Origin of the sequence: Streptomyces glomeratus (assembly GCF_021462825.1) — a bacterium.
In the GTDB taxonomy this organism is placed as follows: Bacteria; Actinomycetota; Actinomycetes; order Streptomycetales; family Streptomycetaceae; genus Streptomyces; species Streptomyces glomeratus.
The window spans coordinates 15,716-39,049 of sequence record NZ_JAKEEB010000025.1 but is presented as its reverse complement, the minus strand read 5'-3'; the positions used below and the strand labels follow the sequence as shown (position 1 = coordinate 39,049).

Here is a 23,334-nt window from a genome sequence, read left to right as displayed (position 1 = left end):
TCCGGCGGTGTCCGTGGGGCAGACCTCCGCGCCGCGCGGGTGACCTGGGCGCGACCGTGACCGGGGCCAGGTCACAGCCGCCCCGCTCGGGCTCCGGTCGCCCCAACGGGGCGCTCAGCCGACGGCGGCGCCGAACCACTCGGGCAGCCGGCCGAGCAGATCCTGCTGATCCTCACCGACCCACGCCACATGGCCGTCCGGCCGCAGCAGTACCGCGGGCGCGTCCAGCTCCTCGCCGGTGTCGACGACATGGTCGACCCGGTCCGCCCATCCCGCCACCGAGAGCCGGCCGGTCTGGTCGAGCAGCAGCCCGCGGCCGCCGTGCATCAGCGCGTAAAGGCGGCCCTGCTTCAGCTCCACGTCCCGCAGCCGCCGGCCGAGCAGCTCATGGCCCTCGCCGAAGTCGTAGCGCACACCCACCGCGGTGATCATCTCGGTCACGTACCGGTTCACCTCCTCGAAGTCCATCAGCTTCGAGAACAGCTCCCGCAGCGCGGTCGCACCCGGATCGGTCCCCAGCAGCGTGATCTGCGCGCGGGTGTTGTCCAGCACACGGGCGGCCACCGGGTGCCGTTCGGCGTGATAGCTGTCCAGCAGCCCCTCCGGAGCCCAGCCCTCGACCGCGGCGGCCAGTTTCCAGCCGAGGTTGAACGCGTCCTGGATGCCGAGGTTGAGGCCTTGTCCGCCGGTCGGCGGGTGGATGTGCGCCGCGTCGCCGGCCAGCAGCACCCGGCCGACCCGGTAGCGCTCGGCCTGCCGGGTGGCGTCGCCGAACCGGGACAGCCAGCGCGGCGAGTGCGCCCCGAAGTCGGTGCCCGCGAAGGCACGCAGCTGCTTCTTGAACTCCTCCAGGGTCGGCGCGGTCGCACGGTCCTCGGCCACGCCGTCGGCGGGCACGACGAGGCGGTACACCCCGTCCCCGAGGGGGATGGCGCCGAACCGGAGTTGGGTCTTGCGGACCTCCGCGACGACGGCGGCGACCGTCGCCGGATCCTCGGTCACCTCCATATGGCCCAGCAGTGTCTCGACCTTGGCGGGCTCGCCGGGGAAGCCGACGCCGAGCCGCTTGCGCACCGTGCTGCGGCCGCCGTCGCAGCCGACGAGGTAGCGCGAGCGCAGGTGCGTGCCGTCGGCCAGTTCGACGGTCACCCCGTCTGCGTCCTGGCTCAGACCGATCACTTCGCAGCCGCGCCGGATCTCGGCACCGAGTTCGAGGGCACGCTCGTTGAGCAACCGCTCGGTGACCGGCTGAGGGGTGGCCAGGCCGTAGGGGTGGGCCGTGTCCAGCCGGTCCGGCCATGGCTTGTGGATACCGCCGAAGAGGCCGCCGGCCTGGAACTTCTCACTCACCGCCAGGAACCGGTCCAGCAGGCCGCGCTGGTCCATCATCTCCACGCTGCGCGCGTGCAGGCCTTGCCCGCGGGACTGCTCGGTCGGCTCGGTCAACTTCTCCAGCACGACCACGTGCACGCCGTGCAGCCGCAACTCTGCGGTCAGCATCAGGCCGGTCGGTCCGCCGCCGGCCACGATCACGTCAATCATCGGCACACCCGTTCAACGAGATTGGATTCCGACCCGCCGCTCCGCGCAATCCGGCGGCACGCACACCCGCACCTCCGAGCCCAGTCCCCGCGAGCGCACCCCGAGTCCCACCGGTGGTACGACGGCCCGCGAGAACCGGACGTCGGCAGAGCGCACGTACTTCGCGCATCCCTGGTTCCACAGGTTCCGGCTTCGGCCGGAGAGTCTGCAGCAGGACCCGGGCCTTGCCGCAAGCCCCCCACTGCGCTATACGTTGAGAGTGGCAAGGAGCGGGTGACCTCCTTGCCTTTGCCTTTTTCGCCGTCCGTTGTGGACGGATGGAGTTGCTGCGCATGTCCAAGGCGGCGATAGCGTCTAGGGATACATCCGATGACGCTTCGTCAGTGGGCGTTGGACGGCAAGATCCCGTTTACGTGGGTCGGCCGTGAGCGTCGGTTCTCCTCCGTGGATGTGCGCAGTGCGGACGACCGCCGCCGTCTGCTGGCCGAGTCCGGTCAGTGCAGCGAGAGGGGGCAGGTGTCGTGAGCCGAAAGCTGCCCCTCGCCGACGGCGAGAGGGCCCGTACCGCCTGCGCCCGCGCCCTCATTCGTGCGGGCGTGGACGAGAAGAGCGGCGAAGTCCTCACCCCTGCCGGCTTGGTCGAGCGGGTCGGCTGGTGCGTCGACCTGGTGGCCGGCATGACGAGCGCGCTGCTGGCCGGGCACTGGAACACCGCCGACGTGAACGCTTTGGCCTCGGGGCAGGATGCCGCAGGCCGCAGGCTGCCGTCGAACGCGTGGATGGCGCTGCGCCGCCTGGGCTGGACCGTCGCCCCCGATGGGGTGAAGGTGAACGACCGGATCGTGCGCATGGCCCAGGAGATGGCCGGGCGTGCGCTGCGATCGGTGAAGTGGCGTGCTGACCTGGCCGCCGGAGTTCTGGCCGCCTGGCCTGCCGATCCCGCCAAGCGCACTGCCAAAGAGTGGGATCAGGTACGCGGGGTGATCCCCGGCGGGCAGTACCTGCCGTCCAGCGTCATTCGCTCCCGGACCCGCCAGGCTGTCTCCTTCCAGCGCAAGCACGGGCGTCTGCCGGCCGATGTGTTCGAACTGGAGGGCGCGCCGCGTGTGGCCCGCATGCTGCTGCTCGCCGCGTGCGACGCGCAGCAGGCCACCATCCAACGCTGCGATGACGGGCAGCGGGCCCTGCTGCGGCTTAAGCTCCCGACCCGCCCCGACCCACACACGTACGCCGACTGGACGTGGGTGGCCTGCCCCATCGCCCTGCCACCGACTGTTCCGGCGAACGCGGTGATCCACCTGCCGACTGTGTACATCACGGGTGGCAAGGTGCGGGCCGACCTCGCCTACACCCACTGCGTACCCAAGACGAGGCGGGCGGGCCATACGGTGGCCTTGGGCGTGGACTGGGGCCTGGGCACGCTCCTGTCCGCCGGCGCTGCCCGCCTCCACGACGACGGCCGCATCAGCACACTCGCCCACGGTGCCCAGTTCCGGGCCGCAGGTGTGCAGGCCAAGCAGTACCGGCTCCGCCGTGTCTCCGAACGCCTGCACGCCAAGACCGACCACTACGTCCGGCTCGCCGACCCCGCCCTTCAGGGCAAGGCCGCAGTGCTGGCCCAGGAGATCCGGCGCGTGAGCGAGCGCCGCTCGAACCTCAACGACGCCCTGGCATGGTCGGCCGCCCGCTGGGCTGTGGATCAGGCCATCGCGGCCGGGGCCACGGTCATCTACCTGGAAGACCTGCGGTCGATGGAAGCAGGCGGCATGGGCCGCACCCACAACATCCGCCTCTCGCAGACCGTGCGCGGCCAGATCACCGACCGCATGCGGCACCTGACTGCCGAAGTCGGCATCGCCGTGGTCACCGTGCCTGCGCGCAACACCTCAAAGCACTGCCCGCACTGCCTCACACCGCTCAGGCACCGCAAGGCCCCCGACCGGCCTGCCGTGTCCGGCTGGAAGTGGGCCATCTGCCCCAACCCCGAGTGCGGATGGCAGGGCGACCGTGACCAGGGCGCCTGGCAGCGGATCGCCGCACGCGGCCTCGCCCACCAGACCAAGACCATCGTGGACCACTTAACCGGGCAGATGGTGATCCGTGCCGTGGTGGACACCATGGAGGCCAAGGCCGTCCTCACCACCGTCCCGAAGACCAGCCGGACGGACCGGTCGAAGACCGGCCCCACCCGGCCGCGAACCAACCGCCTCACGCCCAGGCGACGTGAGGTTCCCTCCCCGGCCAAGCCCACCCGCCCGGCCGGCCAGCGTCCGGAGGGACACGCACCACCGGGCCGGACCCAGCTGCCCCGCGCAGCCGACCGGCACCAGGGCGTGACCACGATCAGCACACCCACCACCCGCCGACACCGGCCACGCGGAGCAACACTGGGCGCAGGATTCCATCTCCACGCTCACGCATCCCCGCCCAGGTGGGCAGAACCCGTGCCAGACCATACGGTCCACATGGGACCGCATAGCTGATCAGAGACGCTCCTCCCGAAGCGGTCATGCCGCGGCTGGCGCCCCGTGCGCGCCAGCCCCGGGGGTCACACAAGCCCCCGGTCGCCCTCCAGTGCCTCCTGTGCCCGGGCCGCCAGCCCGTCCGCCCCGCAGGCACGGGCCAGCGTCAGCCCTCTCCTCAACTCCGGCGCCGAACGGGTGGCGAGGCCGTACTCGACGCGAGCCGCCGCGTGTTCGTAGGCGCAGGGTGACGCCTCCAGATACGTCACCGCCCGGGCGTACAGTGCGGTGGCGCGCTGGCCCGTCTCCAGGGCGGCGGCCACGCGAAGGGCCTCGCCGATGGCCGTGTCGGTGCCGGACAGCTCCGCCTGCCGGCGGGCGGTCACGGCGAGTTCGGCGGCCCGGCGCGGATCGTCGGTGGCCAGCGCGCGGGCGAGGTCGCCGGCCCAGGGAGCCAGCACGGTGTTGTGCCCGCGCCCGGCGGCCGCCTTCTCGGCGGCCTCCAGCTCGCCCACCCCCTCCTCGGTGCGGCCGACGGCGAGCAGCAGCCGGCCGCGGACACAGCGGGTGTCGGGCAGCACGATGGTGGAGGGGTACGGCGGCGCGAAGCCGTACCGCTCGGCAATCGACCAGGCCTCCTCCACATGCCCGCGGGCGAGCAGGGTGTCGACGAGTCCGCACGTCGCGGACCAGTACAGGGGCAGTCCGCGGCCGACGCGCTCGGCGAGGCGCAGGGAAGCGCGCAGGGAGGACTCCGCCTCCCTCAGGCGGCCCCTCCTGCGGTGCGCCAGTCCGACATAGGCGTGGGCCAGGGCGAGGTGGCCGCCGCTCCACCCGGCGGACTCGTATGCGCGCAGGGCCTCCGTGAACAGGCTCTCGGCCCGGTCGAGGCGGTCGGTGTAGGCGTAGGCGCTGCCCAGCATCAGCAGCAGTTCGATGCCCCACTCGGTGTCGGTCCAGCCGAGTCCGGGGGCGAGCCGGCCGTTGACGAGGGCGCGGTCGCACAGTTCCACGACCTCCTCGGCGTTCTCGCCGTGGGTCATCGCGTCGAAGCCGCGCAGGATGAGCAGGGCCCGCTCGGAGTTGTCCTTCCCGGTGCAGGTGCGGGCGAGTTCGGCCAGCTCCTGTGAGCGGTCCGGGGAGTCCTCCTCGGCCGCGTGGACGCCTTCCCACATGTAGTGCACGGCCTGAAGCCGCATCCGGGAGGGCCCGGGTTCCAGGCGGGCGGCCTCCTCGTCGACGGTGCGGACCGCCTCGTCCAGCTGGTCGTTGTGCAGCAGGGCCTGGGAGAGGCGGTAGACGGCGCTGACGCGCACGTCGCCCTCCAGTCCCGGCATGGCGAGGGCCGCCTGGAGGTAGTCGATGGTGGTGGCGGGCGAGGTCAGCAGGGTCGCGCAGCCCAGTTCGTAGAGCACATGCGGGTGCACCTCGGGCGGCGGTGGCTCCAGCAGGGCCCGCTCCAGACAGCGGCGGGCCGCCTCGGGGGCGCCGACGGCGAGGTGTTCGCGCGCCGCCTCCCGCATCTGCTCGACGAGTTCCTCGTCGTCGTCGGGATGGACCTCGAGGAGATGGCGGGAGGCGGCCGCGGCGCCGAGTCCGGAGTCGGTGACGACCTGTGCGGCGATGCCGTGCATCGCGGTGCGCAGCCCGTCGGGGATGGAGCGGTAGACGGCGCTGGCGATCAGCGGGTGCACGAACTCGAGCTCTCCGTCGGCCGCCTGACGGCCGGCCGGATCCGGTTCCGCCAGGATGCGGGCGGCGGCGAGGAGTTCGGCGCAGCGCAGGGCGTCCTCGCGGCGCATGGTGGCGAGCCGGGCCACCAGGTCGACGGTGATGCCGGTCCCGAGGATGGCCGCGGCCCAGGCGAACCGGGTGGCTTCGATGCCGAGGCTCTCCAGACGGGCGACGAGGCCGTTGCCGCGGGCCGAGCGGTTCAGGGCGCGCAGCTCCGCGGCGGACGCCTCGACCGGTTCCAGCTGGCTGTCCTGCACCTTGGCAAGGAGTTCGACGGTCTCGTAAGGATTGCCGCCGGTCACGGCCCACACCTCGCGGCAGAACGGCGCGTCGGCGTGTGGGCCGAGGGTGGCGCGGGTGAGTCCGGCGGTCGCTGCGGGCGTGAGTTCGCTCAGGGTGCTGACCGGATGGCGGGCGGCCGCGGCGATCGTATCGAGGTGACGGGCGCTGTCCCCGGCGACCTCGCCGGGGCGGAGGGCGACCACGACCAGCACGCGCAGGTCGTCCAAGCGCTCGCAGAAGGCGGCGAGCCAGTGCAGGGTCTCCTGGTCGGCCCAGTGCGCGTCGTCGATGAGCAGGACCAGGGGCCACTCCCGTTTGGCGAGCCGGGAGACGGCGACGATCAGGCCGTCGCAGACGCCTTGCGGGTCGGCCCGCCGTTCGCCCGGTTCCGTTATCCCGAGGGCGGGGCCCGCGACGTCGTACCAGTCGCCCAGGTACTCCCGCGCCTCCTCCGGCATCAGGGACAGGAGCGCGGGCTGGAGCAGTTGCCGTACGACATTGAAGGGGACGGACGTGACGGTCTCGCCGCCACGCGCCGACCACACCGTGCAGCCGCGCCGCTCGGCGATGCGGCGTGTCTCGGTGAGGAGCGCCGTCTCGCCGATGCCGGCCTCCCCGCCGAACACCAGTAGGTTCCCCGACGCGGAGGGCGATGTGTCGTCGCACAAGGCGTCCATAGCCTCGTTGACGACGGCAAGTTCCGCGTCGCGTTCCCACAGGGAAGCCGAGGCGGCCGCGCCGGGCCGTGCCTCCGTCATCCCGGTACCTCCCCAGGTCGCCCAAACGACGTACAGGCATCGAGCCTAGCCCTCCCCGGGCTTCGGCGGAGGCGGGTCGGGGCACCTGTTGCCGTGATGGGTGACGCGCGGTGTCCTGGGACGACGCGAAGGGCCGCTGACCAGCCGGGGAAGGGCCACGCGGGTCAATTTCTCGCAAAGCCGGTCCCTGAGCGGATCCTGACGGTCCGCCGGAAGGGGAAGAGCGGTGTGGACCGGGTGCGGGCGGTGCGATCCGTCACGTCCCGGCCGGGTTCCGCCCCGTGGGCCACCTGCCGGCCGGGGGCTCTCATCCCTCTTTCACGCTTGCCTCCTACGGTGGTTCCATGACGCAGGTGACTCCTCCCGGGTGGTACCCCGACCCGGGGCAGACAAGTGACGGGCCCGCCACCGAACGCTGGTGGGACGGCAGGGCGTGGACGGACCGGACCCGCCCTGCGGATCAGGCCGCCGCATGGGGTCCGCCGGCGCAGCCGCCGGGCGTCGGCGCGTATCCGGGCGGGCCGTTCGGGGCCGTGCCGTATCCGCCCGTTCCGCCCGCCCCGCCTCGGCGCGGGCTGCGGACCGGGATAGCCGTGGCGGCGGCGGTCGCGGTCCTGGCGGGTATAGGCGGCGGCGTCTACGCGCTCGCCGCGCACGACGGCGGCGGTGACTCCGCGCGTGCCCAGGGGCCGGGAGGGCCGGGTGGTTTCGGCGGCCGGGAGGGCCAGGGCGGACCCTTCGGCGGACCGGGCGGGCGGGGCGGCTCCGGGGGCCCGGACGGTCCGAGCCCCGCGCCCGGCCGGCCCGGGCAGCCGGGGACCGGGGGCGGGTACGCCGTCGATCCGTTCAACGGCATCAGCATCCCCGTGCCGGACGGCTGGCGCGGCGGAATCATCGAGGGAGGCGCGGCGATCCAGGCGAACGACCAGTACAAGTGCCCCGGTGACACCTCGAAGACCTGCAACACCGGCGGGGCGTACTCGGCGTCCGCGAAGTCGAAGGGGCTGACGGCCACCACGGCGGAGGCCGCGGCCGAGCAGGACATCGCCAAGAACGCCGAGGAGTCCTACGGCGGCACGTCCTACGGCGGCATCACCTCGCACCAGGTGCTCGCCTCGAAGTCGGTGACGGTGGCCGGGCAGAAGGGCTACATGGTCCGCTGGAAGGCGGTCACCGGCAAGGGTGCGGACGGCTATGTCGAGTCGCTCGTGTTCCCCTCGCCCGCCGGGTCCGGGCAGCTCGTCGTCGTCCGCTTCGGTGTCGACGTCGGCTCGAACGCGCCGAAGCCGTCCGTCCTCGACCAGGTCGCCGCGGGCATCGAGGCGGCGTCCGCGGGCGGCGACGGACAGAACGTCTGAACGAGCGCCGGGGCCCAGGCTGGTGAACAAGCGCCGGGGCCCAGGCCGGGCTCGAGCCGGGGCCGGGCGGGGCTCGCCTCCGCTCAAGAGGAGCCCCACCCGGCCGGGGTGCGCGCCGCCCCCGTCCCCACGGTGCGGCGCGATCGGGGCCGCCGTCCGGTCATCCCACGGACGGCGGCCCGGTCTCTAGGTCAATCCGAGCGACGGAAGCACCGCCGCCTCGACGAAACGCTCGAGGTATTCCTCGTCCGCGTACTGGCCGTCCAGCATCGGGCGGGCGCGGAGCACACCCAGCAGCTGGGCGGGGATGTACTCGAGGGCAGGGTGGTCGGCGCGCACCTCGCCGCGTTCCACCCCGCGCCGCAGGATCTCCTGGAGCGCCTTGATCTCGGGCTCGACGAGCGCGCCGCGCAGCGCCTGGGCCAGTTCGTGGTCCTGCATGACCGCGGGACCGAGGGCCTGGAGGAGCTTGGTGTCGGGGCGGGACCACGCGGCCGCGGCCCGTGCGGCGGCGCGCAGATCCCCGGCGAGGGAGCCGGTGTCGACGCCGGCGATCCGCACACAGCGGTTGGATCTGAGGGCGGCGGCGACGAACTGGGGTTTGGTCTTCCACTGCCGGTACAGCGTCGACTTGCTGCACCGCGTGCTGGCGGCGATGCCCTCCATGGTGACCGACTCGTAGCCGCATTCACGGATCTGTTCGAGCACGGCGTCGAAGAACTCCTGCTCACGCTCGGGCGTGAGCTTGGAGCGGCGCGAGGCGGCAACCGTCTCCGGTGCGTCCGCTGCCTGCGACGTCATGGCGTGGTTCCTCCTCCGTCTTGGTCCCGGCCCGTGGGCCGCTTCACACCAGTGTATCGATACGCCAGTGTACCGGTACGGAGGCGTATCGGTACACTGGCGTATCGATGAGCCTTGGACAGGACCCACTCGTCTGTCGAGTGGACCCTTTCCTGGGCTCACCACGCACCACCGCACGCAAGACAGTCAGCAAAGGGGCCGGGGGATGGATTCCCGCACCGAGCCTGAAACACAAGGGGCAGCCGCGATACCCAGGCCGCCCCTCGTCCGTGAGCTCCTGCTGGTAGCCGGGCTCTTCCTCGTCTACAAGTTCGGTCGGCGGCTGGCGAACGGCCACACCGCCGAGGCCCACGCCAACGCGCACCGCGTGTGGCACTGGGAGCGCTCCCTGCATCTGCCGGGCGAGGGAGCGGTGCAGTCCGCACTGCTGCACGGCGACACCCTCGTCCGCGCCGCGAACCTCTACTACGTGGCCGTCCACTTCACGGCCACCGCCGCCTTCCTGGTCTGGCTGTATGTACGGCGCCCCGCCCACTATGTGTGGGCCCGGCAGGTCCTCGCCCTGGTCACCGGCGCCGCACTGGCACTCCACCTGACGTTTCCGCTGGCGCCGCCGCGGATGCTGGACGTGGCTCACCTGATGGACACCGGGCAGGTCTACGGCCCCACGGTGTACGGGGCCGAGCCGGAGACCGACTCGATGGCGAACCAGTTCGCCGCCATGCCGTCGCTGCACTTCGGCTGGGCCCTGATGGTCGCGATCGGCCTGATCGCGGCCACCCGGTCCCGCCTGCGGTGGCTGTGGCTGCTGCATCCGCTGCTGACGCTCGTCGTGATCGTCGGCACGGCGAACCACTACTGGCTCGACGGCATCGTGGCGAGCGCACTGCTCGGACTCGCGCTGGCAGTGGTCCGCACACCGTCGCCGGCCTCGGACGAGGCGTCCACGGCCGCACCGCTCACCCTGCCCGCACCGCGGCCGACCGAACCCGCGACGGCCGCCGAGCGATCGGCGTCCGGGAACGACACGCCGGCCGGCGGGCCCTCGGCGGCCGAGGGCCCCGGTCTGGTGGGGGCGGGCCGATGAGCGCCGTGGTTCTCGCCGTCGTCCTCTCCCTGTTCTCCGCGGTCGCCTACGCGGCCGCCGCCGTGGCCCAGGAGCGGCTTGCCACCCGTACCTCGGGCACGAGCACACTGCGGCTGTTCACCCACGGCGCCTGGTGGTGGTCGGTGGTGCTCAACGCCTCCGCCGCCCTGCTGCACGTCGCGGCCCTCAAGTTCGGCCCGCTGACGCTGGTCCAGCCGCTCGGCGCGCTCACCCTGGTCGCCGCGGTGCCGCTGGGAGCACGGGCCGCGGGACGCCGGGTCGGCGCACAGGAGTGGCGGGGCACGGCCCTGACCCTGATCGGCCTGGCCGCACTGCTGGTGACGGCCTCCGGGCCCGAGCCCGACGACATGCTGAGCCTTCCGGAGGCACTGGCCGTGGCGGGTGCGACCGCCGCTGTGATCGGTGCGCTGACCCTCCCGCACTCCCGGCCGCACTCGACCGGGGGAGCCCGCCCCGGCCTGCGGTATGCGACCGCCTCCGGCTTCGCGTCGGGTGTCGCCTCGGCGCTGACCCAGACCGTGACGGTGGCGGCGACGGACCGGTCGCAGCCGGTACTCGGTGCGCAGGTCGTGGTGGTGGCCCTGTTGGTGGCGGCGTTCGCGACGGGCGGTCTGCTGCTGTCCCAGACGGCCTATCGGGACGGCCTCGGCGCGCCGCTCGCGGTGGTGACCCTCGCCAATCCGGTGGCGGCCGCGGTGATCGGCCTCTGTCTCCTCGGCGAGCACCTCCAGGGCGGCGCGGGGGGCCTGCTGCTGACGGTGGCGGGCGCGGCCACGGCGTCCTGGGGGGTGGTGACGCTGTCGCGGTCGTCCCCCGCCCCGGCGGCGGGGGATGCCGGCCCGTTCACACCCGGCGGGGACCCGGACCAGCCGGCACCGGTCTCCTACGAGCCTTCCCTGGGCTCGGTGTCCTGATGGTTCCCGGGGCTCAGCCCCAGCCCCGGGCGTCCTGCTTGAGCGCGGTGTCCACGGTCAGCGCCGTCGCGACGACCAGGCTCAGCAGCGGCTCGGGCAGCTGGTAGTGGATCTGCAGGACGTAGTTGTCGGCCGTGGTGAACATCGTCTTCGCCAGGCCCTCCCACGTCTTGGTGATCCGGGCGACCTCGTTCCCCGCGTGGTCGACGATCGAGAAGTTCCAGGCGCGCCAGTTCTCCGCCTTGATCGCGCCGACCTGCCGGCCGTCCGCGTTCATCGCGAAGTTGATCTTCCCGAACATGTTCTGCTGGACGATCTCGCCCACGCGCTGCCCGTCCGGACGCTCGATCACCACCCGCGACTTGAAGATCTTCGCGGGGCGGACCAGTACGAGCTGCGGCCGCCCGTGGGCGTCGCGGATCTCCAGCTTGTGCGTCATGAACTGGTCCAGGCTGGAGACGAAGCGCAGGACCTTCTTCAGGGCGCTCTGCCCGACCTCGGTGACCGAACCGAGCTGGTTGCCGTTCTGGTCGTAGACGCTGTACTCGTTCGTCAGCTCGATCAGCTTGGCCTTCTGGTTCACGACCAGGACCGGTTCGCTGAACAGCGTGCCGCCGCCGGCACCGCTCGGGGCGACCCCGGCCTGCTGCCGCACCTGACGCAGGACGCGGGGGTCGGGGGGCGCGGTCTGCTGGTCCGCGTGGGTGTGCTCGGTCCACTGGGCACCGTCCCAGTACCGCAGGGTTCCCGCCGCGCCGTGCGGATCCGGGTACCAGCCTGAAGGTGTGTTCGATTGCGTGGTCACCGGGGCACATTACCCCGGGACCGCCGGCCGCGGCGCGCGCGGCGGCGGTCCCGGATCCCGGGTCACCCGGTGACGATCGCCGGGTCGCTCACGCCCGGCCGCCCGTTCTCGACGTGTCCGCAGAAGCGGCGCAGGAAGGCGGGGTCGGCCTCGGAGGTGACGGTGAGGTCGTACCAGCGCCTGCCGGCCCAGAGGGCGAAGGTGCGCCGGACAGTGGCTCCCGCCCGTACCGTGACCGCCTGCGCATGACCGCCGTACCCGCAGACGACCTTGAGCCGGACCGTGCCGGAGCCCTTGTTGGTGAAGGTCAGCTCGACGTCGTCACCGGTGTGCCGTGCGGTGACCTCGGGACCGGCCGTACCGTTCGGCCCCTGGAAGACGCGCAGAAAGCCGTTCGGGCCGTGCACGGTCAGGTCGTAGGAGCCGCCCGAGGAGGCCGAGTTCCAGGTGTCCGAGACGGTGGTGCCGGCCTCGGTGGTGTAGCTCCAGGGGCCGTCGGTGCGGTTGCCGGACGTGACGAGGAAGGCGGCGCCGGCGTGCGGGCCGGAGGCGAAGGCCAGGGTGAACCTCCCGGCAGCGGTGTCCGCGGAACCGTCCACGAAGGGCGCGTACTTGAGCGGGCGGGTGGGCCGCAGGCCGCGCTCCTGCTTCGGCAGTACGGGGCTCGTGGGCGGGGTCGGCACGTAGTCGGGGTGCCGGTCGTGGTCCGGCGGCCGGTAGCCGTCCGTGGCCGGCAGGGACACCGGTTTGGTGTCCCTGCGGGAGAAGTCGAACGCGGAGGTCAGATCACCGCAGATCGCCCGTCGCCAGGGGGAGATGTTCGGCTCGTGGACGCCGAAGCGGCGCTCGATGAACCGGACGATCGAGGTGTGGTCGAGGGTCTCCGAGCACACGTACCCGCCCTTGCTCCAGGGGGAGACGACGAGCATCGGCACGCGCTGCCCGAGTCCGTAGGGGCCGGCCGGGCGGCTGCCGTCGCCCTTGAAGAGGTCCGGGCCGGCGTCGGCCGTGGACTTGCCCTGGGCGGCGGAGGCCGGCGGGAACGGCGGTATCAGGTGGTCGAAGAAGCCGTCGTTCTCGTCGTACGTGATGAACAGGGCCGTCTTCGCCCACACCCGCGGGTCGGAGGTGAGCGCGTCGAGGACCTGGGAGACGTACCAGGCGCCGTAGTTGGCGGGCCAGTTGGGGTGCTCGGTGAACGCCTCGGGGGCGACGATCCAGGAGACCTGCGGCAGCTTGCCGGACGTCACATCGGCCTTGAGCTGGTCGAAGAAGCCCTCGCCCTTGCGGGCGTCGGTGCCGGTGCGGGCCTTGTCGTAGAGGGTGTCGCCGGGCTTCGCGTTCTGGTACTGCTTGAAGTAGAGCAGCGAGTTGTCGCCGTAGTTGCCGCGGTAGGCGTCCTGGATCCAGCCCCAGGAGCCGTTCGCGTCGAGGCCGTCGCCGACGTCCTGGTAGACCTTCCAGGAGACCCCGGCGGACTCCAGGCGCTCGGGATAGGTCGTCCAGCCGTAGCCGGCCTCGTCGTTGCCGAGGACCGGGCCGCCGCCCTTGCCGTCGTTGCCGGTGTAGCCCGTCCACATGTAGTAGCGGTTCGGGTCGGTCGAGCCGATGAACGAGCAGTGGTACGCGTCGCAGATGGTGAAGGTGTCGGCGAGCGCGTAGTGGAACGGGATGTCCTCGCGGGTCAGATAGGCCATCGTGGTGGCGGACTTGGCGGGCACCCACCTGTCGTACTTACCGCCGTTGAAGGCGGCGTGCCCGTCGTTCCAGCCGTGCGGAAGGTCCTGGATGAACGCGAGGCCCAGATCGTCGGCGTCGGGATGGAAGGGCAGGATGTCCTTGGTGCCGTCCGACTGGTGCCAGACCGACTTGCCGTTCTGAAGGGTGACCGGGCGCGGGTCGCCGAAGCCGCGGACGCCTCTGAGCGTGCCGAAGTAGTGGTCGAAGGAACGATTCTCCTGCATCAGGACGACGATGTGCTCGACGTCCTCGATCGTGCCGGAGCGGTGGTGCGCGGGAAGGGCCGCGGCACGCTCGATGCTGCTGGAGAGCGCGGTGAACGCGGCGGTGCCGCCCGCGAGCTGGAGGAAGCGGCGCCGATTCACTTGAGGCATGACGGGGTGACCTCTTGTCCTGAGCGGGGCATGTGACGCCCGTTGGTGAGGGAACCTGCGCGAAGCGAGTGTTCCAGGAACACCAAACGTCAGGAAAGGGTGCGATGGCGCCCACGTGAAAGTCGCCGGTACGAGAGATGTGACCCGCGCGAGGCCTCCCCGGCTCCCGCCCTCCAGTGGCGGACGCGATCACCTCGGGCGCTGTGCCTCCGGTGCCGCGGTCATGGGCGGGCGTTGCCCGGCCGGGCCTGCGCGGCCCGCCGCCAGGCACCCTGCAGCCGCTCCTCCCGCGCGCTCGCCGCGGCCCGCTCCTGCCCGTGCAGCAGGCCCCAGGTGAAGGCGGACTCGCCCGCTGTGTGCGCCGCCACGGCCAGTCGACGCAGCGCGTCACGGGCGACGACGCCGTCATGGTGGTCGCCGCTCATCTTCTGCACCGCCTTGACCCGCTTGCCGAGACGGCGGGCGGGCTTGCCCAGAGCCGGGCGGGCCGCCTGGGCGCCGTACCGCAGCCGCTTGGCCGCCTTGCGGGCGTCGTGGATCGCCGCGTCGCGTTCCGGACCCGACGGCAGCTCCAGCGCGGGGGCCATGCGCCGCCGGAGCCGGTCGTACTCCTTCACCAGCGCCTTGACCATCACCTTCTCCGCCGGACGGGCGGCCTTGGCGCGCAGCGGCGGACGGATGGTCAGCTCGTGCAGCCGCTCCAGAAGCGCCGTGTAGCGGGGCGAGGCCAGGGCGTCGAGCGTGCGTCGGCGAGCCGCGGCCCGCTGGGCCGCGTCCCAGGCCGTCAGACGTGCGGTGACGGGGCCGAGGACCAGCTCGCGGGGCAGTTCCCGCAGGGCCGCGGCCAGGCGGTCGGCGAGCACCTCGTGGTCGCGCTCCGCTCCCAGCTCCGAGGCCAGCCACTTCAGTTCGCCACGGACGGGGTCGGTGGCCTCGCGGTCCAGCACGGAGCGGTAGGACCGCAGGACGCCACGCAGACGGCGGCAGGTGACGCGCATCCGGTGCACGGCGTCGGGTGTGCCGCGGCGCACGGCCGGGTCCAGCTCCACCAGTGCCCGCGCCTGTGCGCGGAGGTAGGCGTACACGTGCTCGCCGGCGGAACCGGGGACGACCTGCGCGGGCGGCTCCTGGGCACCGGCCGCGACCGGTGCCGTCTCGGCCAGGGCGCGGGCCGCCTTGGACGGGGCCTCCGCGCGGTCGACACCCTTCTCGGCCAGCACCTTCTCGATCCCGTCGAGGAGTGCGGGGTCGCCCTGCTCGCCGAGTTCGACCTCCATCTCGGTCCACACGGCGTGACCGCCCCCGTCGAGCAGCGAGTCGGCACGGACCGTGTCCAGGCTCAGCTCGGCGAGGGTGCCGCCCCGGCGGTCGACGAGGTCGCGCACGGAACGGGCCGTGCGCAGGCGCACCACCGGCCGCAGCGGTGCGCCGCGGGTCCGGGACAGGACGAGGTCGCGCAGCGTGTCCGGGATCTCCTCGGACAGCGGGGCATGGATCTCCTCGCGGTCGTCGCCGGTCAGGGGCAACTTGAGGTGCCAGCCGGCGTCCGTGCCGCCCGTCCTGCGCCGCAGGGTCGCCGAGCTGCGGGTCAGCCGCAGGTCCGCGGTGTCGTAGTAGACGGCGTCCAGGTCCTGGCTCCCCCGGTCGACCAGCGACGCGACCGTCTCCACGTCGCTCAGGTCGGGCAGCCAGGAGATGTCGCAGACCGCAGGAGCCGTGTACTTGCGTTCTGTCTCTCGTTTCGACTGGGCCATACAGTGCCCGTTGACGGAATCGGGCGGGTCAAACCCCTGCGCGGCCCCTTACCAGTAGTGGCGTCGCCCGAAGACGGCGTGTCCCAGGGAGCCGAGGAGGAAGAGGACGGCTCCGATGACGACCAGGATGATGCCGATCGTCCAGAGGATGGCGATCTTCGCCACCAGGCCGATGACAAGCAGAATGATCCCCAGGATGACCATGGCGTTGTCCTCCCTGCGGGGGTGTTGTCACTGATGGCCACATCCCCTTGAGATATGCCCGATATGTTCCATTTCCGGTACCCCTCGGGCCTGCGTCCAAACCATGGGCGATCACCCCTTGCGATCCCCTGCCGGGTGACCCCGCGCTGCGGGTCCAAGGGAGGGCGGCCCTGCTCCCTAGATCCTGCTCTCCGTCGCCGTGTCGGCGGACAGCCGCTGGGCGACGTAGATCGGGACGACCGACAGCACCACGAGCACCGCCGCCACCACGTTGACCACCGGGGCCTGCTGAGGCCGGGTCATGTTGTCGAAGATCCAGATCGGGAGGGTCTCGATGCCGGGACCGGCGGTGAACGTCGTCACCACGATCTCGTCGAAGGAGAGCGCGAACGCGAGCAGCGCGCCGGCGAACAGCGCCGAGCGCACCAGCGGGAAGGTGACATCGACGAAGGCGCGGAAGGTGTCGGCGCCCAGATCCATGGCCGCCTCCTCGTAGGTGCCGGAGGTGCGGCGCAGTCGCGCGACGACGTTGTTGAAGACGACGACGATGCAGAAGGTGGCATGTCCGACGATCACGGTGAACAGCCCGAGACCGACCCCGAGCGGTTCCAGGACCGTGCTGAACGCCGAGTTGAGCGCGATACCGGTGACGATGCCGGGCAGCGCGATGGGCAGGACGACCACGAAGGAGATGGCGTCACGGCCGAAGAAGCGGTGCCTGGCCACCGCGAACGCGATCAGCGTGCCGAGCACCAGCGCGATGGCCGTGGCGCCGAGACCCGCCTTCACCGAGACCCACAGAGCGCTGCGGGCCCCCGCGTTCTCCCAGGCCACCGACCACCAGTGGGCGGTCCACCCGGGCGGCGGCCAGCTCGCGCTGCGGTCCGGGTTGAAGGAGTTGACCAGGACGAGGGCGAGCGGGACGTAGACGACCGCGAAGCCGAGCCCGGCGGCGATGCGCAGCGCGATGCGCGTGGAGCGGGACAGTTGCATGACGAGGTACCCCTGCTGGAGGCTGCGGACTTCTAGAGGCTGCTGAGCGCGCCCGTGCGGCGCATCGCCAGCAGGTACAGCACGATGACCAGCACCGGAACCGTGCCCAGCGCGGCGGCCATGGGCAGGTTGAGCTCGATGTTGGAGTAGACGAGGTTGCCGATCAGCTGGGTCTTGCCGCCGACGATCTGCACGGTGATGTAGTCGCCCAGGCTGAGCGAGAAGGTGAAGACCGAGCCGGCGGCCACGGACGGCAGCACCATCGGCAGCACCACCGAGCGGAAGGTGCGGCCGGGGCGCGCCCCCAGGTCCGCGGAGGCGTCCAGGAGACCGGTGGGCATTTGCTGGAGCGCCGTGTGGATCGGCAGGATCATGTACGGCAGCCACAGGTAGGTGAGCGTGATGACGGCCGCCGGGAGTCCGAACCCGGGTCCGTCCAGCCCGAACGGCCTCAGCATCCAGTCGGCGAGGCCGCCCTGGGACAGGATCAGCCGCCATGCGTACACCTTGACCAGGTAACTCGCCCACAGCGGCGTCAGGATCGCGACCACCAGCAGGGGACGCCACCGGGGCCGGGCGACGCGTGCGGTGTAGAAGGCCAGCGGGAAGGCGATCACCGCGCACAGGACGGTGACCGCGAGGGCCACGCCGATGCTGCGCAGGATCACCTGGCGGAAGACGGGGGTGGTCAGCAGCGCGTGGAAGTTGTCGGTGGACCAGACCTTCACCACCTCGGAGGTGAAGGAGTTCGTCGTCCAGAAGGCGGAGACGAACAGGACACCGAGCGAGCCGAGATAGAGCACGGCCAGCCACAGCAGGGGCGCGGTCAGCAGCAGGGACAGCCGCAGCCGCCGGCGGCGGTGCAGCAGCCCGGCGAGCCGCCGGACGGGCGACCGTCCGGCGGCAGGCAGGGTGGCGGTCATCGTCGTGTCCTCAGCCCTTGATCTCGGTCCAGGCCTGCACCCACTTCGCGTACGGCACGCACTTGACGTCGGTGCGGCCGTCCAGGCACTGCTCGATGGGGGTGTTCCAGAAGGCGACGTTCTTCCAGTAGGCCTTGTCGGACGCGTGGTAGGTGGCGCAGAAGTTCTTGTCGCTCGTCTCGGCGCACGCCTTGGCGTTGGACGGGGCCTCACCGAAGTACTCGGCGACCTGGGCGTTGACCTTCGGCGAGATGATCCAGTTCATCCACCGGTAGGCGCAGTCGGGGTGCTTGGCCTTGGACGAGAGCATCCAGGTGTCGGACCAGCCGGTCGAGCCCTCCTTGGGCACGAACGCCTTGACCTTGGCGCCCTCGGACTGTGCGAGGTTGGCGATGACCTGCCAGGTGGTGCCGACCACGGAGTCGCCGCTCTTGAAGGCGGACACCTCCTTGAGGTAGTCGCCCCAGTACTCGCCGACGGATCCGTTCTGCTGCTTCAGCAGGGCGACGGCCGTCTCGAACTGCTTCTGGTCCAGCGCGTAGGGGTCCTTGATCTTCAGTTCCGGCTTGGTGGCCTTCAGGTAGAGCGCCGCGTCGGCGATGTAGATCGGGGAGTCGTAGGCGGTGACGTGGCCCTTGTACTTCGGCGCGTCGTCGAAGACGGCGGACCAGGACGTCGGGGCGGGCTTGACCTTCTCCGTGTTGTACATCAGCAGGTTGGCGCCGCGGCCGTGCGGGATGCCGTAAGCCCTGCCCTTGACGGAGTTCCACGGCCGGAGCTTCAGGTCGCCGAAGACGTCCTTGTAGTTGGGCACGAGGGCGGTGTTGACCGGTGCGGCGTCGCCGGAGGCGATCAGGCGCAGGGAGGCGTCACCGGAGGCGGAGACCGCGTCGTATTCGCCGGTCTTCATCAGCTTGACCATCTCGTCGGAGCTGGCCGCGACCTTGGAGTGCACCTGACAGCCGGTCTGCTTCTCGAAGTCGCCGACCCAGTTGACCTTGGAGTCGTTGGAGCCGTCCTCGACATAGCCGGCCCAGGCGATGAGGTTGACCTGCCCCTCGGACTTGCCGAGTTTCGACTGCTCCTTCAGGTCCGGCGGGTTGAGGCCGGTGGACGAGGAGGAGCCGCCCGAGCCGGACGAGCCGCAGGCGGTGGCCGCGAGCAGTACCGCGACGGCGGCCGCTGCCCGGAGGGTACGAGTGAGACGCACGACGTTCTCCATGGGTGACGTGGGGCTGGTGTGGGGGGTCAGCGGGTGTCGGGGACCTGCACGGCGTGGCGGCGGTGCCACTGGAGGCGTACCCGGGTGCCGCGGTAGGCGGCGACGTCCTCGGAGGAGGTCTCGAGGTTCTGCTGGAGCGCGGTGAGGCGCCCACCGGCGTCGAGGTCGACGAGGAAACGGGTGGCGTCTCCCAGGTAGACCACCTCGGCCACGGTGCCGGTGGCGGTGGAGTGCTCCGGCTCGTCCGAGGTGGCGGACTCCTTCAGGACCCGGATCTTCTCGGGCCTGATGCTGTACGTGCCCGCGGTGCCGACGACCCGTTCGGCCGCCGGGCCCTGGAGCAGGTTCGAGGTGCCGACGAAGGAGGCGACGAACGCGGTGGCGGGACGCTCGTAGATCTCCGCGGGGGTGCCCACCTGTTCGATGCCGCCCTGGTTGAAGACGGCGATACGGTCGCTCATCGTCAGGGCCTCCTCCTGGTCGTGGGTGACGAACACGAAGGTGATCCCCACCTCGCGCTGCAGCGCCTTGAGTTCGACCTGCATCTGCTCGCGCAGCTTCAGGTCGAGGGCTCCCAGCGGCTCGTCCAGGAGAAGCAGACGGGGGCGGCCGACGAGGGCGCGGGCGAGTGCGACCCGCTGCCGCTGGCCGCCGGAGAGCTGTGCGGGCCGCCGGTTGCCGAAGGCTTCGAGGCGCACGCCGGCGAGCGCCTCGCGGGCCCGGGCGATCCGCTCGGCCTTGGGCACCTTGCGGACCTTGAGGCCGTAGGCGACGTTCTGCTCGACGGTCATGTGCGGGAAGAGCGCGTAGTCCTGGAAGACGGTGTGCACGTCGCGCTCGAAGGGCGCGAGGCCGGTGACATCCTGGCCCCCGAGCTCGATGGTGCCGGAGGTGGGGCTCTCGAAGCCCGCGATCATGCGCAGGACGGTGGTCTTGCCGGAGCCGGACGGGCCGAGCATCGAGAAGAACTCCCCGTCGGATATCTCCAGATCGACCCCGGCCACTGCGGTGGTGCCGGCGAACTCCTTCCGCAGCCCCTGCAGCCGGATCGCGCTTCCCTCCATGGACGGGAACCTTTCTGGTGCACTCTTCCGTTCTTGCCTGTGGATCGAAAAGATATGAACTCATAGTTCAAACCTCAAGACCCCCTTAAGGTAAAGGTTGAGTCAACGCACAAGGTGGTGGCCGTGAAACACAACAGGGGCGGCGGGGCACGGAGAGCCGTCTTCTCCCCGGTGGACACCCGGGCGCGCGTGGAGACGGTCGTCCGGCGCCTCGGCGACGCCATCGAACTCGGGCTGCTCGCCGACGGGGAGCAGCTGCCCGGCGAGAGCGAGCTGGCCGCGCAGCTCGGCGTGTCCACCGTGACCCTGCGGGAGGCGCTCATGGCGCTGCGGCAGCAGGGTCTGGTCACCACCCGGCGGGGACGCGGCGGGGGCAGCTTCGTCTCCCTGCCCGAGGAACCGGCCGAGGAGCGGGTCCGGCAGCGGCTGGCCGGCTGGAGCACGGAGGAGCTGCGCGATCTCGGCGACCACTGGGCCGCCGTCTCCGGCGCCGCGGCGCGGCTCGCCGCCCAGCGCACCGAGCCGGACGACCTCCAGCCACTGCGACGCACCCTGGAGGAGTTCACCGCGGCCCAGGACGCGGCGGCACGCAGCCGGGTCTACGGCCGGTTCCATGTGGAGCTGGCGGCGGCCGCGCAGTCCGCCCGGCTCACCCGGGAGCAGGTCGCGCTCCAGACGGAGGTCGGGGCACTGCTGTGCCTGGTCCTCGGGGACGACGCCTATCGCGAAGAGGTGGCGGACCGTCATCGCTCCGTGATCTCCGCCGTGCAGGATGGGGCGCACGACTCGGCCGGGGAGCTGGCCGAGGGGTGCGTCCGGGAATCGACGGCACGGCTCATCGCGCTGCGCCTCGCCCTGTAGGACGCGCCGGCTTTCGGTCCGTGTGCGCGGGAGGGCGCCGATGAGCACGAGCCCCGGTCTGATCGCCCCGCCCGAAGGGGACGTGGCGGCACGGGTACGGTCCGCGCTGGAGGCGGTGTTCGACGCCGTCGCGCAGACCCGCGCCGACACGGCGGCGCTGCTGGCACGGGTGGCCGGCCAGGGCCGAGGACCCGCGACCGTGGACCTGGCCGCCCTGCGTCCGGGACTCCATGCCCGGCTGGTCCGGCACGAGTTGGTCTCCGGGGTCGGGTTCGTGGCGGCCCCCGGGCTGCTGAGCGACGTACCGGCCTGGCTGGAGTGGTGGCAGACCGGTTCGAGCGGCGACATACGGCCGCTGCTGCTCGACCTGGATCCGGAGCACTCGGCGTACTCCGACTACACGCACTGGGACTGGTTCGCGCTGCCCCGTGACACCGGGCGGCGGGCGGTGGCCGGCCCCTACGTGGACTACCTCTGCTCCGACGAGTACAGCCTCACCCTGTCGGCGCCCGTGCATCTGGAGGGACACTTCGCCGGCGTGGCCGCGGCCGACGTCTACCTGCGGCACTTCGAGGCGTCGGTGCTGCCCCTGTTGCGCGCACTGCCCACGCCCGCGCACCTGGTCAATGCCCGGGGCCGGGTGGCCGCCTCGGCCGATCCCGCGCATCTGGCCGGATCGCTCACCAAGGGACCCGACTTCGCCGCCGTGCTGGAGCGGGCGCGAGTGGAGGTCTGGCACGGGCTGCGGCTGGTCCCGTGCGACGGGATTCCGCTCGTTCTCGTCCTGGGCCGCTGATCCGGACGGTGGCCGCTGGCCCCGGCGCCGTCGGTGACCTGAACACCGACGGAGCCGGGGCGGTGAGGGAAGCTCAGTCCGGCTGCGCGGGCACCACGCTGAGGTGACCCGTCGTGCGCCGGATACGGCGCGGACGCCGCCCGGCGGGTGCCGGGCGGCGCGCCTCGCGCAGCACCAGCGTCAGCTTCGAGTACCCCATGGCCTGAAGGGTCTTGGGGGTCTCCCCCACCACCCGGCAGTCGCCGCTCCAGCGCGGGTCGGGATGCAGCAGCGGCCGCACGACCCCGTCGTGTTCCATGGCGTGCGGGCCGGTCGCGCGGATCCAGTGCGGCAGGCCCTGCCGGTAGGCGGCCTCCATGATCGGGTCCTGGGCGATCTCCCTGCGGATGGCCTGGAGCCCGTGATCGTGGCCGTACCGCTCCACCGCCGCCGCGAAGTGCGCCAGCATCGGCAGGCACCAGCTCGACTCGTGCTCACCGAGGACCGTGCCCGCGTCCGGGTGGAACAGCACGAACCGCAGGAAGTTGTCATCGGGCATGGCCGTCGGATGCGGTCCGATGCCGCGGAAGAGGGCCGCGAACGCGGTGTTGGCGAGCACGACGTCCCAGCGGTGGTCGAAGACGACGGACGGGAAGGGGACGGCTTCCAGGAGCGTGGCGTAGTCCTGTAGGTACGCCCTTGCTTCCGGACTCTCGGGGACGGGCCGCGGCTGCGACCGCTGCCCTCCTGCCTGAAACGCCATCGGGAGGTCACCCCTCTTGCCCTTGCGGCCTTCACGCGGCGCCCCGATCCTGCTGCCCCGGATCGAGCCGTGTCAACTATCGTGGCATTTGGCGTCGGTTGACGGCCGAATCTCGCCACAGTTGTGGCGAGACCTGGATGTGAGTTCGAGAGAACGGCTAATCTCCGGATGGTTCCGGACGACCATGAGAACGATGTGAGAAGAGACGTAGGAGATCTGTCGGTGACGGATGGCTTCGAGGTTCCGGGCGCCACGGCGACGGGTCTGCTGCCGACCGTCGTAGCCCGTGTCACCGCCCTCGCCGACCGGCTGGGCGTGCCGCACGAGGAGATCTTCGACGTCGCGCGCCTGTCGGTCGCCTCCGGCGTCCCGGAGCCGGTGGTGAAGGCCCTGCTGAGCGGAGTGCCCGCCGGGGAGCCGGATCTTCAGGCGCGCTTCCTGCAGCGGCTCGACCTGCTGCGCCGCACCCGGCTCAAGCCCAACGGCCGCAAGTACACCCAGCAGGAGATCGCCGACGGCGCGGGCATGTCGCGCCAGCAGGCGGGTGCCCTCATCAACGGCGACCGGCGCCCCACCATGGAGCACTGCGACGCCATTCAGCGCTTCTTCAGGGTGCATGCCGGGTTCCTCACGGCCGAGGACCCCGAGGCGCTCGCGAACGCCCTCCAGCGCTCGGAGCAGGAGCTCCTCCAGCGGCTCGCCGACCGCGAGCACGCGGCGGCCGACACCGCCGACGACCCGCTGGAGCGGCTGCTGCAGGACCACGGTGTCCGCGGCATCGCCTGGCGGGCGGCCCAGCTGCCCACCGACCAGCACCGCGACAAGGTCGCCGAGTGGCTGGACATGCTCCTGGAGAGCGTCAAGCGGCCCGAATCCTGATCCGGGGGAGAACCGTGG

The 23,334-nt window shown here is 71.6% G+C and carries 20 protein-coding genes; 8 read left to right on the top strand and 12 right to left on the bottom strand.

Annotated features, from left to right (window positions below; all coding sequences use genetic code 11):
- Positions 1–114: 114 nt before the first annotated feature.
- Positions 115–1,542 (bottom strand): rifampin monooxygenase, encoded by a 1,428-nt coding sequence (gene rox / locus LZ604_RS24960; RefSeq protein ID WP_234517702.1) that lies wholly within the window; start codon positions 1,540–1,542, stop codon positions 115–117.
- Positions 1,543–1,902: 360 nt separating this feature from the next.
- Here rox and LZ604_RS24955 point away from each other — a divergent pair, with 360 nt between their 5' ends.
- Together LZ604_RS24955 and LZ604_RS24950 are read left to right on the top strand one after the other, a co-directional pair.
- Complete coding sequence (locus tag LZ604_RS24955) at positions 1,903–2,067, top strand: hypothetical protein (RefSeq protein ID WP_344414903.1); 165 nt, start codon at positions 1,903–1,905, stop codon at positions 2,065–2,067.
- The gene (locus LZ604_RS24950) at positions 2,064–4,025 is read left to right on the top strand and encodes a zinc ribbon domain-containing protein (RefSeq protein ID WP_234517700.1); all 1,962 of its coding nucleotides are present in this window, start codon (positions 2,064–2,066) and stop codon (positions 4,023–4,025) included. Before LZ604_RS24955 ends, LZ604_RS24950 begins: the two co-directional genes overlap by 4 nt.
- A 65-nt stretch (positions 4,026–4,090) precedes the next feature.
- Here LZ604_RS24950 and LZ604_RS24945 read toward each other — a convergent pair whose 3' ends face one another.
- A complete protein-coding gene (locus tag LZ604_RS24945; RefSeq protein WP_234517699.1) occupies positions 4,091–6,778 on the bottom strand; it encodes an ATP-binding protein in 2,688 nt (895 codons plus the stop codon).
- Between the two features lie 344 nt (positions 6,779–7,122).
- Here LZ604_RS24945 and LZ604_RS24940 point away from each other — a divergent pair, with 344 nt between their 5' ends.
- Positions 7,123–8,136 carry a DUF2510 domain-containing protein gene (locus tag LZ604_RS24940; RefSeq protein WP_234517698.1) on the top strand — a complete coding sequence of 338 codons (1,014 nt, stop codon included), beginning with the start codon at positions 7,123–7,125 and terminating at the stop codon, positions 8,134–8,136.
- A gap of 186 nt (positions 8,137–8,322) precedes the next feature.
- Here the strand turns inward: LZ604_RS24940 and LZ604_RS24935 are convergent, their stop codons facing one another.
- Complete coding sequence (locus LZ604_RS24935) at positions 8,323–8,937, bottom strand: TetR/AcrR family transcriptional regulator (RefSeq protein ID WP_234517697.1); 615 nt, start codon at positions 8,935–8,937, stop codon at positions 8,323–8,325.
- Positions 8,938–9,142: 205 nt separating this feature from the next.
- Between LZ604_RS24935 and LZ604_RS24930 the strand changes: the two genes are divergently transcribed.
- A complete protein-coding gene (locus LZ604_RS24930; protein ID WP_234517696.1) occupies positions 9,143–10,024 on the top strand; it encodes a phosphatase PAP2 family protein in 882 nt (293 codons plus the stop codon).
- Complete coding sequence (locus tag LZ604_RS24925; RefSeq protein ID WP_234517695.1) at positions 10,021–10,959, top strand: DMT family transporter; 939 nt, start codon at positions 10,021–10,023, stop codon at positions 10,957–10,959. The genes LZ604_RS24930 and LZ604_RS24925 overlap by 4 nt, the downstream gene beginning before the upstream one ends.
- 13 nt (positions 10,960–10,972) lie before the next feature.
- Here the strand turns inward: LZ604_RS24925 and LZ604_RS24920 are convergent, their stop codons facing one another.
- The 8 genes from LZ604_RS24920 to LZ604_RS24885 all read right to left on the bottom strand — a co-directional run bounded on the left by LZ604_RS24920 (position 10,973) and on the right by LZ604_RS24885 (position 20,038).
- Positions 10,973–11,764: an LURP-one-related family protein gene (locus LZ604_RS24920; protein ID WP_234517694.1), complete on the bottom strand. Its 792-nt coding sequence runs from the start codon at positions 11,762–11,764 to the stop codon at positions 10,973–10,975.
- Positions 11,765–11,826: 62 nt separating this feature from the next.
- Entirely contained in the window at positions 11,827–13,878 is a 2,052-nt protein-coding gene (locus tag LZ604_RS24915; protein WP_234517693.1) for a phosphocholine-specific phospholipase C, read from the bottom strand.
- A 221-nt stretch (positions 13,879–14,099) separates the two neighbouring features.
- Entirely contained in the window at positions 14,100–15,632 is a 1,533-nt protein-coding gene (locus LZ604_RS24910) for a CYTH and CHAD domain-containing protein (protein WP_234517692.1), read from the bottom strand.
- A gap of 48 nt (positions 15,633–15,680) precedes the next feature.
- The gene (locus LZ604_RS24905; RefSeq protein WP_234517691.1) at positions 15,681–15,836 is read right to left on the bottom strand and encodes a DUF6131 family protein; all 156 of its coding nucleotides are present in this window, start codon (positions 15,834–15,836) and stop codon (positions 15,681–15,683) included.
- 177 nt (positions 15,837–16,013) lie between these two features.
- Positions 16,014–16,829 carry an ABC transporter permease gene (locus LZ604_RS24900; RefSeq protein WP_234517690.1) on the bottom strand — a complete coding sequence of 272 codons (816 nt, stop codon included), beginning with the start codon at positions 16,827–16,829 and terminating at the stop codon, positions 16,014–16,016.
- Between the two features lie 32 nt (positions 16,830–16,861).
- Positions 16,862–17,752 (bottom strand): ABC transporter permease, encoded by an 891-nt coding sequence (locus LZ604_RS24895; RefSeq protein ID WP_234517689.1) that lies wholly within the window; start codon positions 17,750–17,752, stop codon positions 16,862–16,864.
- Between the two features lie 10 nt (positions 17,753–17,762).
- Positions 17,763–18,962 carry an ABC transporter substrate-binding protein gene (locus tag LZ604_RS24890; protein ID WP_234517688.1) on the bottom strand — a complete coding sequence of 400 codons (1,200 nt, stop codon included), beginning with the start codon at positions 18,960–18,962 and terminating at the stop codon, positions 17,763–17,765.
- A 38-nt stretch (positions 18,963–19,000) separates the two neighbouring features.
- Positions 19,001–20,038, bottom strand: a complete 1,038-nt coding sequence (locus tag LZ604_RS24885; protein ID WP_267971797.1) for an ABC transporter ATP-binding protein — start codon at positions 20,036–20,038, stop codon at positions 19,001–19,003.
- 114 nt (positions 20,039–20,152) lie between these two features.
- Here LZ604_RS24885 and LZ604_RS24880 point away from each other — a divergent pair, with 114 nt between their 5' ends.
- The gene (locus LZ604_RS24880) at positions 20,153–20,899 is read left to right on the top strand and encodes a FadR/GntR family transcriptional regulator (RefSeq protein ID WP_234517687.1); all 747 of its coding nucleotides are present in this window, start codon (positions 20,153–20,155) and stop codon (positions 20,897–20,899) included.
- Between the two features lie 40 nt (positions 20,900–20,939).
- Positions 20,940–21,695 (top strand): cache domain-containing protein, encoded by a 756-nt coding sequence (locus LZ604_RS24875; RefSeq protein ID WP_234517686.1) that lies wholly within the window; start codon positions 20,940–20,942, stop codon positions 21,693–21,695.
- Between the two features lie 73 nt (positions 21,696–21,768).
- Here LZ604_RS24875 and LZ604_RS24870 read toward each other — a convergent pair whose 3' ends face one another.
- Entirely contained in the window at positions 21,769–22,437 is a 669-nt protein-coding gene (locus LZ604_RS24870; protein WP_234517685.1) for an MmyB family transcriptional regulator, read from the bottom strand.
- A 222-nt stretch (positions 22,438–22,659) separates the two neighbouring features.
- Between LZ604_RS24870 and LZ604_RS24865 the strand changes: the two genes are divergently transcribed.
- Entirely contained in the window at positions 22,660–23,316 is a 657-nt protein-coding gene (locus LZ604_RS24865; protein WP_234517684.1) for a helix-turn-helix domain-containing protein, read from the top strand.
- Positions 23,317–23,334 lie beyond the last annotated feature (18 nt).